Here is a 15,021-nt window from a genome sequence, read left to right as displayed (position 1 = left end):
ATCTACTCCGCAGTCAGGGCGCCACGCCGGATCTGGTCGCGCTCCAGGGATTCGAACAAGGCCTTGAAGTTGCCTTCGCCAAAGCCTTCGTCGTGCTTGCGCTGGATGAACTCGAAGAACACCGGCCCCAGCAGGGTCTCGGAAAAGATCTGCAGCAGCAGGCGCGGCTCTGCGCCAGCAGTGGAGCCGTCGAGCAGGATGCCGCGCGCCTGCAGTTCCGGCACGGGCTCGCCGTGGCCGGGCAAGCGCTCCTCCAGCATCGCGTAATAGATGTCGTTGGGTGCGCCCATCAGCGGGATGCCGGCCATCTGCAGCGCGTCGACGCTGGCGATGAGATCGTCGGTGAGGAGCGCCACGTGCTGGATGCCCTCGCCGTTGAACTTCATCAGGAACTCCTCGATCTGCCCGGCGCCCTTGCCCGCCTCCTCGTTGAGGGGAATGCGGATCAGGCCGTCCGGCGCCGTCATGGCGCGGGATGTGAGGCCGGTGTATTCCCCCTTGATGTCGAAGTAGCGGATCTCGCGGAAGTTGAAGAGCCGCTCGTAGAAGCCGGCCCAGAACGCCATGCGACCACGGTAAACGTTATGGGTGAGGTGATCGATGTGGGTGAAGCCGTGGCCCTTGGGGTGACGCTCGACGCCGGGCAGGAACTCGAAATCGATGTCGTAGATGGACTTGCCGTCATCGAAGCGGTCGATCAGGTAGAGCGGTGCGCCGCCGATGCCCTTGATGGCCGGCAGGCGCAGCTCCATCGGCCCGGTGGGGATGTCGATCGGCTGGGCGCCCAGCTCCAGCGCCCGCCTGTAGGCCCGGTGGGAATCCCGTACGCGGAAGGCCAGCCCGCAGGCCGACGGCCCATGCTCGGCGGCGAAGTAGCTGGCGATGCTGCCGGGTTCGCGGTTGACGATGAAATTGATATCACCCTGGCGGTACAGCACCACGTCCTTGGAGCGGTGCTGCGCGACGAGGGTGAAGCCCATTTTCTCGAACAGGGGCTCCAGCACCTGGGGCGTGGGCGACGCGAACTCCACGAACTCGAAGCCCATCAGGCCCATCGGGTTGTCGAACAGATCCGGCATGAGCGCCTCCTCCCCGGTTTTGGGCAGGCTGAACATGATCACGCCGACTGCCCTTCACGCTCTAGACAGCAGCCCTCGGTAGAAGCTCCCCGATTTTCTCAATGCCCCTGACGGGCACCCAGCAAGGGAATGAAGCTCAGTACCTGAGCGACGAGCAGCAGCCCTAAGGCGAGCTGCATCGCCAGCGCCGCCTCGAAGCCGCCGGCGCGCAGGCTGTCGAACAGGCCGCCCAGCCCCCACTGCACCGCGAAGGCGCCGGCAAAAGCCAGCAGGTTGATGCTCGCCGTCGCCCGCCCGGACAGCTGCAGCGGAAACAGCCCGGCCACCACGCCGTACATCTGCGCACTGGTCGCCGCAGTGACGCCCAGCGCCGCCCACAAGGGCAGCGTCGGACCGATGCGGGCGATGATCAGCGCCTCCACCCCCATCGTCAGGAACAGCCCGACCTGCATCAGGCGCAGCGGCGTCACGCCCCGGCGCGCCAGGCGGGCCATCAGCGCACCGATGGAGAGCTGCCCCGCCAGCATGCCGATGTTGAGCCAGAACAGGTGGTCGGCGGCGTGGGCACGGGTGTAGCCGTTGGCGTGCATCAGGTAGGGCACGGCCCACAGGCCCTGCAGCGCCATGAAGCCGCCGGTGAAGAAGGCGGACTGCCCGGCATAGCGCCAGAAAGCCGGCGTCTTCAGCACGCGGATCACGCCTTTCAGGGCCAGTTGCAGGCCGCCGCTGGCATGGGCCGGCTGTTCCGGCACGCGGAAGAAGATCACCGCCGCCCCTACGGCCGCCAGTGCCGCCACCGCCCAGAAGGCGCCGCGCCAGCCGATGTAGGGCAGCACGGCGTGCAGCGGCACCGACACCGTCACCGCGCCGAGGGCCCCGCTCGACATGATGAAGCCAGTCATCGATGCCAGCAGCTCCCGCGGAAACCACTGCGTGAAGGCTTTCAGCCCGCCCATCAAGCAGGCCGACACGCCAAGGCCGATCAGCCCGCGCCCGCTGGCCAGCGTCGGCAGATCCTGCCCCGTGGCGAACACCGCCGCCCCCAGCGCGGTGAGCAGCAGCAGGCCCGCCTCGACGCGGCGCGGCCCGTAGCGGTCAAGGGCGATGCCGACCGGGATCTGGGCCAGCCCGAAGGCCAGGAAGTAGGTGCTGGTGAGCAGGCCCAGGTCCGCCGCGCTGAGGCCCAGCTCCCGCGTCAGGTCCGGCGAGATCACCGCGTTGACGGTACGCATCATGTAGGACAGGAAGTAGCCCAGCGCGAAGGGCAGGAAGACCCGCCCGACCAGGAAGGCCCGCGACGGCGCCGGCATGGCGGACGCGGCCTCGGCCGTCATCGTTCCACTCCACGCGGAACTGCATCCTGGCCTTCGCCGGCGGGCTGCGCGAGCAGCACGGCCGCCATGCTCAGGCCCGCCCCAGGTCGGCTTTCACCTTGTTGGCCAGCGCCACCAGGCGCGGGCCGATATCCGCCTCCAGTTGCTCCCGCGGCAGCAGGAAAGCCGGGCCGCCGCAGTTGAAGGCCATCGCCCGCTCCCCTTCCACGCCGAGCAGCGGCACGCCCACCGCGTGCACATCCTTCTGCCACTCGCCCGCCGACACGCAGAAGCCCCGCTCCTCGTAGGAGCGGAAGGCTTCCTCGATTCCGGCCTTGATGCGCGGCCAGTTCTCCTCGTCCTTCTGGCGAATGTGGTCCATCAGGTAATCCCGCTCGGATTGGGGCAGGCCGCACAGCAGCGCACGCCCCATCGCGGTGGTGGCCAGCGGGATGCGCGAACCCACGTCGAGGCGCAGCGTGACGTTGGCAGTACTGCGGCAGGTCTCGATGTACACCATGTTGAGGCGGTCCCGCGCACCGATGGACACCGAGGCCTGGGAATACTCGGCCAATTCCTCCATCGCCGGGCGGGCGATCTGGCGCACATCCATGTTGGACAGGAGCGCATAGCCCAGGGCCAGTACGCCGGAGGCCAACTGGTAGGTGCCGCGGCGCTCGGAATAGGCCAGGTAGCCGAGCTTGGTCAGCGTGTGCGTCAGGCGCGACACGGTGGCCTTCGGAATCCCCGCCCGCCGGGCCAGTTCCGCATTGGTCAGGTAGGGCTCGCCGGGCCGGAAGCAGCGCAGCAGCTCCAGTCCCCGTGCCAGCGCATTGACGAACTGGCGGTCCTTGCTCTCTTCGTCGTCATCGAACTTCTGGGCGTCGTCCATCACCTTCTGCCGGCTTACAAGAATGAAGCCGAGGTTCGCACAGCGGAACATCCTCGTCAATTTTTCGGAACACAAATCCGCACAGCAGAACAAATCCCGTTTACAGCCCCCAAGAAACTCGCTAAGGTTTGCCTATGTTCCATTTTTAAATACATCGTTCTGCACAGCGGAACAAATACAAATCGGGGATAGGCATGAACGAAGTTGTCGTCGAACGCCCGGCGCCCCATGTGGCCGTGATCCGCATGAACCGCCCGGAAGCCCGCAACGCCCTCAACCAGGCCGTGCGCTGCGGCCTGGCCGAACACTTCGCTGCCCTGGGCGCCGATCCGGACATCCGCGCCATCGTCCTCACCGGCGGCAACACCGTCTTTGCCGCCGGCGCCGACCTGCGCGACCTGGCCGATCGGGGCGCCATCGAGATCCTGCTGCGCAACAACCACCTGCTGTGGCAGGCCATCGCCGACTGCCCGAAGCCGGTGATCGCCGCGGTCAATGGCCTCGCCTGGGGCGGCGGCTGCGAGCTGGCCATGCACGCCGACCTGATCGTTGCCGGCGAAAGCGCGTCCTTCTGCCAGCCGGAAGTGAAGGTCGGCGTGATGCCGGGCGCCGGCGGCACCCAGCGCCTGACCCGCGCGGTCGGCAAGTTCAAGGCCATGAAGATGGTGCTCACCGGCCTGCCGGTGTCCGCCCGCGAGGCCGACGCGATGGGCCTGGTCAGCGAGGTGGTGGCCGACGCCGACGTGCAGGCCCGGGCGCTGGAGCTGGCCGTACTGATCGCCCGCCGCCCGCCGCTGGCTGTCACGCAGATCAAGGAGGTGCTGCTGACCGGCGCCGACGCCGCCCTCGACACCGGCCTGATGCTCGAACGCAAGGCCTTCCAGCTGCTCTTCGCCAGCCGCGACCAGAAGGAAGGTATGCATGCCTTCCTCGACAAGCGCGAACCGGAATTCACGGGGGAATGACACGATGAACACCACCACCGAAAGCCTCGTCATCGGCATCGTCGGCACCGGCCTGATGGGCCGCGGCATCGCCCAGATCGCCGCCCAGGCCGGCATTGCCGTCCGCCTGTTCGACAACCGGGCCGGCGCAGCCACCGAAGCCCGCGACGCCATCGCCGCAACCCTGGGCAAGCTGGCCGACAAGGGCAAGCTCGACGCGGCCGCGCTGGACGCCGCTATCGGCCGACTGCACGTGGCCGATGCCCTCACCGGGCTGGCCGACTGCCGGGTGGTCGTCGAGGCCATCGTCGAGAACCTCGACGCCAAGCGCAGCCTGTTTCGCGCGCTGGAGGATGTCGTCGGCGACGACTGCCTGCTCGCCACCAACACCTCGTCCCTGTCGGTAACGGCCATCGCCAGCGCCTGCCGGCTGCCCGGCCGGGTCGGCGGCTTCCACTTCTTCAGCCCGGTACCGCTGATGAAGGTGGTCGAGGTGATCGACTCGGAACTCGGCGAGGCCTGGGTCGGCGACACGCTCACCGCCCTCGCCCGGCGCGTCGGCCACCGGCCGATCCGCACCCGCGACACGCCGGGCTTCGTCGTCAATCACGCCGGCCGCGCCTACGGCACCGAAGCCTTGCGCATCCTCGGCGAGGGCATCGCCGAGCCGGCCGCCATCGACCGCATCCTGCGCGCCGCCGGCTTCCGCATGGGGCCCTTCGAGCTGTTCGACATGATCGGGCTGGACGTCTCCCAGCCGGTGATGGAGTCCATCTACGACCAGTATTTCCAGGAGCCGCGCTACCGCCCGTCGCCGATCACCCGCCAGCGCCTCGCCGCCGGCCTGCTCGGGCGCAAGAGCGGCCGGGGGTTCTACGCCTACGAGGACGGCAAGGCCGTGCTGCCGCCCATACCCGCCACTCCGGCGGCCAACGCCACGCCGATCTGGGTCAGCGCCCGCAATCCGCTGCGGCGGGAACAGGTCGTGGCGCTGCTGCGCGCAAGCGGCGGCGTCATCGACGCCGGCGAACGGCCTGCCGCCGCTTCGACCTGCATCGTGCTGCCGGTGGGCCGCGATGCGACCACGGCGGTGCTCGACGAGCAGCTCGATCCCCGCCGCAGCGTGGCCCTCGATCCGATCCTGCTCGACCGCCAGCTCACGCTGATGACGACGCCGATCACCGAGCCGGCCAGCCGCGACGCGGTGTGGGGCGCCCTCGGCGGCGCCGGCCTGCCGCTGACGGTAATCCACGACAGCGCCGGCTTCGTTGCCCAGCGGGTGCTGGCGATGATCGTCAACATCGGCTGCGACATCGCCCAGCAACGCATCGCCACGCCGGCCGACATCGACGACGCGGTGACCCTCGGCCTCGGCTACCCGCAGGGCCCGCTGGCCCTCGGCGACAGCCTCGGGGCCGATACCGTGCTGCGCATCCTCAACGGCTTGCACGACTTCTACCAGGACCCCCGCTATCGCCCCAGCCCGTGGCTGCTGCGCCGGGCACGCCTCGGCGTGTCCCTGCTGACGCCCGAAGCCTGAAACCGCCCATTTCTAATTGAGGACGACATCCATGCTCGACGCCTATATCTACGCCGGCCTGCGCTCCCCGATCACCCGCCACGCCGGCAAGCTCGCCAACGTGCGCCCGGACGACCTCGCCGCCACGGTGATCCGCGAACTGCTGGCCCGCAGCAGCTTCAAACCGGAGGACATCGAGGACGTGGTCCTCGGCTGCACCTGCCAGTCCGGCGAGGACAGTCGCAACGTGGGGCGCCACGCCGCCCTGCTCGCCGGCCTGCCCGCCAGTGTGCCCGGCCAGGCGGTCAATCGCCTGTGCGGCAGCGGCCTCGCCGCGGTGCTCGACACGGCCCGCGCCGTCAGCTGCGGCGAAGGCCAGCTCTACGTGGCCGGCGGCGTGGAGAGCATGACCCGCGCGCCCTTCGTCGTCGCCAAGTCGGAGTCCGCCTTCGGCCGCGACTTCAAGGTCTTCGACACCACCATCGGCGCCCGCTTCCCCAACCCGAGGCTGATCGAGGCCTACGGCAACGACTCCATGCCCGAAACGGCGGACAACCTGGCCACGGAGTTCGGCATCGGCCGTGAGGAATCCGACCGTTTCGCGGCCGCCTCCCAGGCCCGCTACGCAGCCGCCAAGGCGGACGGCTTCTATGAAGGCGAGATCCTGCCCATCGCGGTGCCGACCGGCCGCAAGTCGCCACCGGCGATGGTCTTCGAGGACGAGCATCCGCGCCCCGAAAGCACCTACGACAGCCTGTCCGGCCTCAAGCCCCTGTTCGCCGGTGGCGTGGTAACGGCCGGCAACGCCTCCGGCATCAACGATGGCGCCGCCGCGCTGCTGATCGGCAACGCGGCCGTCGGCGACAAGGCTGGCACCCAACCGCTGGCGCGCATCCTGGCCGGCGCGGTCAGCGGCGTGGAGCCGCGCATCATGGGCATCGGCCCGGCCCAAGCGATTCCGAAGGCGCTGGAGCGCGCCAGCCTGAGCCTCGCCGACGTGGATCTCATCGAGATCAACGAGGCCTTCGCCACCCAGGTGCTGGCCTGCCTCAAGCTGCTCGGCCTATCCGCCATTGATCCGCGGGTCAATCCCAACGGCGGCGCCATCGCCATCGGCCATCCCCTCGGCGCCTCCGGCGCGCGCCTGGCCTACAGCGCCGCGCGGGAGCTGCACCGGCGTGGCGGACGCTATGCGGTAGTCAGCCTGTGCATCGGCGTCGGCCAAGGCATCGCGGTGGTACTGGAACGGGTCTGAAGCCAGCCCCACCGCATATACACCCGCTGGCGAAAAGCGTAAGCTGCCGCCGCCGTCCGCAACCGGGCGGCAACCATTCGTCTTCAGGGCGGGGTGGAAGTCCCCACCGGCGGTAGGGCGGCCGACAGGTCGCCGAGCCCGCGAGCGCCCGCAGCAATGCGGGGTCAGCAGATCCGGTTCAATGCCGGAGCCGACGGTTACAGTCCGGATGAAAGAAGGCGCATCCCTTGTGGCCCGGTCCTGTGGACCGGCGCCACCGATCGTCCCCGGCCGTCCGCCGGGTGCGCGCCTTGGCGCGTGCCCGCTGGTGCTGCCGGTACGTCGTTGCGCACCCCTGAAACGTTTCTTGCGACCTTTTCTGTCAGGAGCGTTTCAATGTCCTCAGCTACACCTTTGCGCCCGTTTGCGGGCCTGCCCGCCTCTGCCGTTCCCGCCTCCGTCGCCGCGGCTGTCACTGCCGTTCAAGACGCCCTCGACGCCGCCCGCGAAGGGCGCGCCATCGCCCTCTTCGACGACCACGACCGGGAGGACGAGTGCGACCTGGTCATCCCGGCCGAGGTCATGGACGAGGCCATGATGGCCGTGTTCATCCGGGAATGCAGCGGCATCGTCTGCCTGTGTCTCGACGACGCCCGCGTCCGCCAGCTCGACCTGCCGCCGATGGTGAGCAGCAATGAAAGCCGTTTCCGCACCGCCTTCACGGTCAGCATCGAGGCCCGCCATGGTGTCACCACCGGCGTGTCCGCCGCCGACCGCCTGACGACGATCCGCGCCGCCATCGCTGCCGACGCGCATCCGGAAGACGTCGTCCGGCCCGGACACGTGTTTCCGCTGCGGGCCCATCCGCAAGGCGTGCTGGGCCGCCGCGGCCACACCGAAGGCTCGGTGGACCTGGCGCGGCTGGCAGGCTTCCAGCCCGCCGCAGTGCTGTGCGAACTGATGAACCCTGACGGCACGATGATGCGCGGCAAGGACGCGCGGGCCTTTGCCGAGGCCCGTGGCTATCCGATCCTGAGCATCGCCCAGCTCGTCCAGTACCGCCGCTTCGCCGAGGGCCTCGCGCCACTGGCCGACTGACACAGCCAGCGGGTCCGGCAGCTGCCGGGCCCGGAACTCAGGCTCCTTGCCCGTGCCATCGAAGGACGGGGCAAGGAGCGACACGAACCAGGCTTAGCGCTTGCCGCCCGGCGGCGTTTCAGCAGAAGAATCCTGGGCGCGGAGACTCCGCGCCTTCCGGTAGGCCGGCAGCTCCCCAAGCTTCATCCCGGTCGGTGGCGGCCGGTGCTTGCCCTGCCCCACGCGCTGGGAGCGGTAGATGCCCGTGTGCCCCGAGAAGAGATAACTCACCACGCAGGCGATCGCCGCGAACACGCCGATCTCGGCACCGAAGATCTCCATGGCCATCAGCGTCGAGGCAATCGGCGTATTGGCGGCGCCCGCAAAGACCGCGACGAAGCCGATGCCGGCCAGCAGCGCGAAGGGCATGTCGAGCAAGGGCGCCAGCGCATTGCCGAGCGTCGCGCCGATGTAGAACAGCGGCGTCACCTCGCCGCCCTTGAAGCCACTGCCCAGCGACGCGATCGTGAAGCCCATCTTGGCGATGAAATCGAGCGGCGACAGGGGATGCTGGAAGGCCTCGACGATCACCGGGATACCCAGGCCGAGGTAGCGATCCGCACTCAACCACCAGGCGACGGCGGCGATGAGCGCACCGCCGAGCAGCGGCCGAAGCGGGGCGTAGGCAATGCGCGCCTTCATCCATCCGCCCAGCGCGTGAGTCGAGTCGGCAAACAGCTTGCCGGCCAGGCCGAAAACCGCGCCGGCCAGGATCATCGCCACCAAGCCCCAGGCCGAGAAGGCCGGGATATGGGGAATGGCGTAGTGGGTGTGCTGGATCCCCCACAGCAGGCCCACCTGCTCGGCGACGATGGCCGACACCGTGCAGGCCAGGATCGCGTCGTAATGCAGGCGGCCGATGGCCAGCACTTCCAGCCCGAAAATGGCGCCGGCGAGCGGCGTGCCGAACACCGACGAGAAGCCGGCGCTGATGCCGGCCATCAGGATGATGCGCCGGTCCTCATGCCGGAGCCGGAACAGCTGCGTGAGCTGATCGGCGAGGGCCCCGCCCATCTGCACCGCCGTCCCTTCCCGCCCCACCGAGGCGCCGAACAGGTGGGACACCACGGTTCCCCCCAGCACCAGCGGCGCCATGCGGAACGGAATGACCTTCTTCGGGTCGTGGATCTCGTCGATCAGCAAGTTGTTGCCCGCCTCGACGCGCTGCCCGAAACGCAGGTAGAGCCAGCCCACCGCAAACCCGGCCAGGGGCAGGAAGCCGATCAGCCACGGGTAGCGGATGCGCGTGGCGGTGGCCCATTCCAGCGCGTACAGGAAGAAGGCCGAAGCCGTGCCGGCCAGGGCAGCAACGGCGCTGGCCAGCAGGATCCATTTCCCGAGATAGGGAATCAGATCGATCTGTTCGAGTTGCTTGAGTCGTTTCATGCTTGTCCGGACAGTGGTTGGGGAGCTGGACAAGCGAACGGGCGTAAAAAATGCCCGCACCGCCCGGCTTGACCAGGAATCGATGCAGGCATCATCAGCCCCGAGGGCGGTTAAGGGAGGAATGCCATCTCCACTGGCCGGATTCTAACCGAGGCGCGGGCGGATCCGGAAGAGCGCTGGCGGACGAGGCGCCTTCCCGCCCTGAACAGGGCCGGAAGGTGCCCTCAACTCAACGCCCGTAGCGGACCGTGAGCGTCGCCTTGGCGATCATGTTGGCGTGGATCATGAAGCCCGCCAGCGCAGCCGTCGCATTGTCCGGCAGATCGATGTGCGAGGTCTTGAGTGCGTAGACAGTGAAAACATAACGGTGCGGCTGGTCGCCCGGTGGCGGGCAGGCGCCGCCGTATCCCGGCGTGCCGAAGTCGGTCCGCAGCGTAGCGGCCTGGCTGGGGAGCCGGTGCGTCGCCACATCCCCTGCCCCTTCGGCCAGGCCGGTGGCCTCGGCGGGGATGTTGATGACGACCCAGTGCCACCAGCCGGAGCCCGTCGGCGCATCGGGGTCATAGACAGTCACCGCAATACTCTTCGTTCCCGGCGGCAGGCCGCTCCAGGCCAGCGCTGGCGACACGTTGCGGCCGGTACAGCCGAAGCCGTTGAAGACCTGTTCGGCGGGCAGCCAGCCATCGGCTTCGAGCACCGGGCTGGTGAGGCGGAATTCATCCGCGCTCGCCACAGCCGGCACCACCACGAGCATTGCGGATGCAAGAATGGATTTCATGGACATTTCGTGACTCCTCGTTTGGTCGACGAGGCGATTCTCGATGTCCCACGGCCTTTACCGTTAGCCCGATCCCTCCAAGGCTTGTGCGCCGCCCGTCACGCCGAGCGGAGATAGGACGGCAGGAATCCGTAGCGGGACTTGAAGGCCGCCGAGAAGCGGCTGTGGGAATCGTAGCCGCAGCGCTGGGCAACCTCGCCGACCGGCAGCTTCGTGGTCTGGAGCAACAGCATTCCAGTCTCCAGCCGGATCTCGCGGATCACGCCGCCGATCGTCAGGTCATGCTCGGCCAGGCGCCGGTGCAGCGTGCTGGCGCTGGTGTGGCAGGCTTGGGCCGTCGTCTCCGCCGTCCAGTCCGCGTGCGGCCGGTTGGCGATGAGGCGCCGCACCCGGTCGGGCCAGCTCAAGGCCTCACGGGGCTCCAGCACGCAGCCCTGCTCCGCCAGCATCAGCAGCACCTCCGCAACCCGATGCTGGCGCAGGCGCTCCGACACGTCCGGCGCTTCAATGGCGCGGGTGGCCCGCCCGATGGCCTCGGCCAGCGGCCCGTCGGGCGTGGTCACGAAGCAGCCATCCGGCCGCCGCCCGTCGAAGTTACCCGCATGGGCACGCTGGAAATCCCGGATCGCCGTGTCGCCGAACTGCAGCACCAGCGCCTCGTAGCGGCCATCCGGCACGGGATCGTTCACCACGTCCCACTCGGACCCGCGCACCAGCACCACCGCCGTGCCCGCCTTGAGGGTGATGGGCAAGCCACCGCCGTGGAGCGTCTTGATGCCGCTGCGCACGAGGATGAGCACGTCCTCGCGAATCGCGACCGTCGCGACGCGGTGCCGCACGCGGCTGGAGATAAAGCAGCTGGCGGGAAAACTATGTTCTTCCATGGGTCAGCGAGTGGCCGTACCGCCGTCCTCCAGGGCCACGGCCGGCTCATGGCACACCACGCAGAGCTTGTTCCCGTCCGGGTCCCGGAAATAGGCCCCGTAGTAGTTGGCGTGGTACTCGGGCCGCAAGCCCGGCGCGCCCTCATCGGCCCCGCCGTGTTCAAGCGCCAGCGCGTAGGCCCGGTCGACCACCGCCCGGCTCGTCGCCAGCAGCGCCACCATCTGGCCGTTCCCGGCGCTGGCGGCTGCCTGGTCGTACGGCCGGCCGATCACGAATAGCGGCCGGACGCCCGGCGCCGGCTCCCAGCCGGCCCACGGCCGCTGGGGATCGCAGAAGCGCTCGTGGAGCCCGAGTGCGTCCATGAGCGGCCGGTAGAAGGCCAGCGCCTGCTCGAAGTGATTGGTGCCCAGAAAGACATGTGACAACACGGGAGCGCCTCCATCAGTCGCAAAGCGGCGCGCCGGCGAACCCAGGACAGGGTCAGCAACACGCCGTGGCATCCATAGTGAATGAGTACGGACGCGCGGTGTTGCTCAGGCCCTGTCAAAGCTTGCGCATTTTCTTTCAAATGTCGGGAGCAAAACCGTCCGACCTTCCCAAAAGCCCTTGCAGCGCCGGCCTCCTCAACGAACCAGCTGCGCCAGCCCCGCCTTGCCCACCGGCGCCTCAGCCAGCCACGGAATCAGCGCACAGCGACTTGCCAGTTCGTCAGCCACCCGCCGCACAAAGGGCACTTCGTAGCGGCCACGCTGGCACAGCAACGGATCGGCGGTACCACTGGCCAGCAGGGACTGGTTGATGACCCAGGCGTAGGGCGTGATGCCGGCCCGGGCCAGGTCGCCCTGCAGGCGCTCGGCCTCGTGCACGGGCGTGGCTTCGGGCAGGGTGACGATCAGCACATGGGTGTAGGCCGGGTCGCGCAGCCGCGGCAGCAGCTGGCGCACCGACTCCGGCATGTCGCCCTGGGTGCGCATGACTTCCCGGTGGTAGGCCTCGGCGGCATCGAGCAGCAGGATGGTGTGGCCAGTCGGCGCGGTGTCGAGCACCACGAAGCCGTCCTTGCCTTCATCCACGGTGCGGGCGAAGGCGCGGAAGACCGCAATCTCCTCGGTGCAGGGCGAACGCAGGTCTTCCTCCAGCATTGCCAGTCCACCGGCGTCGAGGCTCTTGCCGGCCTTGGCGAGGACCTCCGCGGTGTAGTCGGCCACTTCCCGGCGCGGGTCGATACGCGTGACGGTCAGACCCGGGATGGCGCCGTCCAGCGTGGCCGCCACGTGGGCCGCCGGGTCGGTGGTGGACAGCACGACCTTGCCGCCCCGCTGCGCGAGAGCCACGGCAATCGCCGCGGCGACCGAGGTCTTGCCGACGCCGCCCTTGCCCATGGTCATCACCACGCCGTGGCCGGAACAGGCCATCTCGTCCACCAGGCCGGCCAGGCCCGGCGGCAGCTTGGTGGACGGCATGTTGCTCGATGTGGCGGGGGCTGCGGTTTCCGGATGAGCCATCACGCGCAGCGCGTCGAGTCCGACCGTGCCTTTCGGCAGGAAGGGAATGGTGCAGCCGGGCAGTCTGGAAAGTTCGGCCGGCATCTGGGCCAGGGCATCGGCGGCCCGTCGCGACATGGCAGTGGCAATCGCATCGTCGGTCTGCCCTACCGCGAACAGTCCGTTGATGGCCAACATCTGGTTGCGGATGCCCAGCTCCGCCAGTTCGCCCCGCGTGCGCTCGGCCTCCCGCAGCGATGCGACTTCCGGCCGGCTGACCAGGACGACCGTGGTTTCAGCCGGGTTCGACAGGCGCGCCACCGTGGCCGCATACAAGGCCTTCTGCTTCTCCAGGCCGGCCAGCGGACCAAGACAGGACGCGCCGCCGGTGGACGACGAGATGAACTCGTCCCACGCCGAAGGGAGCGTCAGCAGGCGCAGCGTGTGGCCGGTCGGCGCGGTATCGAAGATGACGTGCTCGAAGTCGGCCGTCGCCGCCGGATCGCCGAGCAGCTTGGAGAACTCGTCGAAGGCAGCGATCTCCACCGTACACGCGCCGGAGAACTGCTCCTCCATGCTCTGGATGGCCGCCGCCGGCAGGATGCCGCGGTACGGTGCGACCATCCGCTCCCGGTAGGCATAGGCCGCCGCCTCCGGGTCGATGTTGAGGGCGCACAGGCCCGGCGTGCCAGGAATGGCGGTCGGTGCCTGGCCCAATGCCACACCCAGCACCTCGTCCAGATTGGACGCCGGGTCGGTGCTCACGATCAGCACCCGCTTGCCGGCCTCGGCCAGGGCCAGGCCGGTGGCGCAGGACAGGGACGTCTTGCCGACGCCGCCCTTGCCGGTGAAGAACAGGTAACGTGTGTCGGTACGCGGGAGGGCCATGGTCCGTCTCCTCGGGTCAGCAGCAGCCAGACTTCGGGTCGCAGCAGCCACCGGCGGCGCTGATCAAGATGCGCGGTTTCTCTTCCGTCTTCAGCACGATGCCGAGCTTCTGCACCAGTTGCTGGCGCGACGGATACATGCCGGTGGACACGATGTGGCCATCCACTGTCACGATAGGCAGGCGGTCCATGCCGGCTTCCATTTCCTTGAGCACCGCCGGATTGGTGGCGAAGGCCTGGGGTTCCTGGCCGAGGTTGTGGCGGGCGACTTCCACGCCATGTTCCTCCACCCACTTCAGGTCGGCGGCGAACTGGGCCAGCACCGGGTCCACATCCACGCCACACACGCCGGTCGAGCAGCACATGGCCGGGTCGAACACTTCGAGCTTTTTCATGATGATCTCCTCGGAAAATCAGCGGGCCTCATACCAGCCCTTTGACGCATTGACGACCTTCACCACCAGCAACATGACCGGCACCTCGATGAGGACGCCGACGACGGTGGCCAGCGCCGCGCCGGATTCGAAACCGAACAGGCTGATGGCCGCAGCAACGGCGAGTTCGAAGAAGTTGGATGCCCCGATCAGCGCCGACGGACAGGCCACATTATGCTTCTCTCCGACGGTACGGTTGAGCCAATAGGCCAGCGCCGAATTGAAGAACACCTGGATGAGGATGGGCACCGCCAGCAGCGCGATGACCAGCGGCTGCTCCAGGATGGCCTTGCCCTGGAAGGCGAACAGCAACACCAGCGTGGCGAGCAGCGCCGAGATGGACCACGGCCCGATCTTCGCCATCGCCGCATCGAAAGCGGCCTGCCCCGTGGCCAGCAAGGCCTTGCGCCACAGCTGGGCCAGCGCCACCGGAATCACGATATAGAGCACCACCGAAGTGAGCAACGTGGCCCATGGCACCGTAATGGCCGAAATGCCGAGCAGCAGGCCGACCATCGGTGCGAAGGCGAACACCATGATGGCGTCGTTCAGCGCGACCTGCGACAGGGTGAACAACGGGTCTCCGTCCGACAGCTTGCTCCACACGAAAACCATCGCAGTACATGGCGCCGCAGCCAGCAGGATGAGGCCGGCCACGTAGCTGTCGAGCTGGTCCGCCGGCAGCATCGGCGCGAACAGGTTGCGGACGAACAGCCAGCCTAGCAGCGCCATAGAGAAGGGTTTGACCAGCCAGTTCACGAACAGGGTCACACCGATGCCACGCACGTGCTGCTTCACCTCGTGCAGTGCGCCGAAATCCACCTTCACCAGCATCGGGATGATCATCACCCAGATCAGCAGGCCCACCGGCAGATTCACCTGGGCGACTTCGAGGCGGCCGATCGCCCGGAAAAGCCCCGGCGCAAGCTGGCCGAGCGCGATGCCGACGACGATGCACAGGAAGACCCATACCGTCAGATAGCGCTCGAAGAAGCCCATCGGCGCGCCTGCGGCGGCCTTGGCGGTCATTTCACATTGGGCGGACATGG

At 68.2% G+C, this 15,021-nt stretch carries 14 protein-coding genes and 2 riboswitches; of the genes, 4 read left to right on the top strand and 10 right to left on the bottom strand.

Annotated features, from left to right (window positions below; all coding sequences use genetic code 11):
• Window positions 1–2 precede the first annotated feature (2 nt).
• From hppD to AC3QL2_RS22280, 3 genes are all read right to left on the bottom strand, one after another.
• Window positions 3–1,079 (bottom strand): 4-hydroxyphenylpyruvate dioxygenase, encoded by a 1,077-nt coding sequence (gene hppD / locus AC3QL2_RS22290; protein ID WP_493232507.1) that lies wholly within the window; start codon window positions 1,077–1,079, stop codon window positions 3–5.
• 98 nt (window positions 1,080–1,177) lie between these two features.
• Complete coding sequence (locus AC3QL2_RS22285; RefSeq protein WP_493232506.1) at window positions 1,178–2,413, bottom strand: MFS transporter; 1,236 nt, start codon at window positions 2,411–2,413, stop codon at window positions 1,178–1,180.
• Between the two features lie 70 nt (window positions 2,414–2,483).
• Complete coding sequence (locus tag AC3QL2_RS22280; RefSeq protein ID WP_493232505.1) at window positions 2,484–3,284, bottom strand: IclR family transcriptional regulator; 801 nt, start codon at window positions 3,282–3,284, stop codon at window positions 2,484–2,486.
• Between the two features lie 194 nt (window positions 3,285–3,478).
• Here AC3QL2_RS22280 and AC3QL2_RS22275 point away from each other — a divergent pair, with 194 nt between their 5' ends.
• The 4 genes from AC3QL2_RS22275 (at window position 3,479) to ribB (ending at window position 8,079) form a co-directional block, all read left to right on the top strand.
• The gene (locus tag AC3QL2_RS22275) at window positions 3,479–4,249 is read left to right on the top strand and encodes an enoyl-CoA hydratase (protein ID WP_493232504.1); all 771 of its coding nucleotides are present in this window, start codon (window positions 3,479–3,481) and stop codon (window positions 4,247–4,249) included.
• A gap of 4 nt (window positions 4,250–4,253) precedes the next feature.
• Window positions 4,254–5,768: a 3-hydroxyacyl-CoA dehydrogenase gene (locus tag AC3QL2_RS22270; protein ID WP_493232503.1), complete on the top strand. Its 1,515-nt coding sequence runs from the start codon at window positions 4,254–4,256 to the stop codon at window positions 5,766–5,768.
• Window positions 5,769–5,799: 31 nt separating this feature from the next.
• Window positions 5,800–7,002, top strand: coding sequence for a 3-oxoadipyl-CoA thiolase (locus AC3QL2_RS22265; RefSeq protein WP_493232502.1), 1,203 nt, complete (start codon window positions 5,800–5,802; stop codon window positions 7,000–7,002).
• Between the two features lie 75 nt (window positions 7,003–7,077).
• Window positions 7,078–7,226: riboswitch (FMN riboswitch) on the top strand.
• 151 nt (window positions 7,227–7,377) lie between these two features.
• Complete coding sequence (gene ribB, locus AC3QL2_RS22260) at window positions 7,378–8,079, top strand: 3,4-dihydroxy-2-butanone-4-phosphate synthase (protein ID WP_493232501.1); 702 nt, start codon at window positions 7,378–7,380, stop codon at window positions 8,077–8,079.
• 93 nt (window positions 8,080–8,172) lie between these two features.
• On the opposite strand, the gene AC3QL2_RS22255 is transcribed toward ribB, so the two are convergent.
• From AC3QL2_RS22255 to arsB, 7 genes are all read right to left on the bottom strand, one after another.
• On the bottom strand, window positions 8,173–9,504 hold the full coding sequence (locus AC3QL2_RS22255) for a voltage-gated chloride channel family protein (protein WP_493232500.1): 1,332 nt from the start codon (window positions 9,502–9,504) through the stop codon (window positions 8,173–8,175).
• 78 nt (window positions 9,505–9,582) lie between these two features.
• A riboswitch (Fluoride riboswitch) is annotated at window positions 9,583–9,645 on the bottom strand.
• 88 nt (window positions 9,646–9,733) lie between these two features.
• Entirely contained in the window at window positions 9,734–10,282 is a 549-nt protein-coding gene (locus tag AC3QL2_RS22250; RefSeq protein ID WP_493232499.1) for a YbhB/YbcL family Raf kinase inhibitor-like protein, read from the bottom strand.
• Between the two features lie 98 nt (window positions 10,283–10,380).
• On the bottom strand, window positions 10,381–11,166 hold the full coding sequence (locus AC3QL2_RS22245) for a helix-turn-helix transcriptional regulator (RefSeq protein WP_493232498.1): 786 nt from the start codon (window positions 11,164–11,166) through the stop codon (window positions 10,381–10,383).
• A 3-nt stretch (window positions 11,167–11,169) separates the two neighbouring features.
• Complete coding sequence (locus AC3QL2_RS22240; RefSeq protein ID WP_493232497.1) at window positions 11,170–11,595, bottom strand: VOC family protein; 426 nt, start codon at window positions 11,593–11,595, stop codon at window positions 11,170–11,172.
• Between the two features lie 195 nt (window positions 11,596–11,790).
• Window positions 11,791–13,539 (bottom strand): arsenical pump-driving ATPase, encoded by a 1,749-nt coding sequence (arsA, locus tag AC3QL2_RS22235; protein WP_493232496.1) that lies wholly within the window; start codon window positions 13,537–13,539, stop codon window positions 11,791–11,793.
• Window positions 13,540–13,555: 16 nt separating this feature from the next.
• Window positions 13,556–13,933: an arsenite efflux transporter metallochaperone ArsD gene (gene arsD, locus AC3QL2_RS22230; RefSeq protein WP_493232495.1), complete on the bottom strand. Its 378-nt coding sequence runs from the start codon at window positions 13,931–13,933 to the stop codon at window positions 13,556–13,558.
• A gap of 18 nt (window positions 13,934–13,951) precedes the next feature.
• Window positions 13,952–15,019 (bottom strand): ACR3 family arsenite efflux transporter, encoded by a 1,068-nt coding sequence (gene arsB, locus AC3QL2_RS22225; RefSeq protein WP_493232494.1) that lies wholly within the window; start codon window positions 15,017–15,019, stop codon window positions 13,952–13,954.
• Window positions 15,020–15,021: the final 2 nt, after the last annotated feature.

The organism is Zoogloea sp. GW822-FHT05C07 (assembly GCF_058800215.1).
This window is presented reverse-complemented; position numbering and strand designations above follow the sequence as displayed.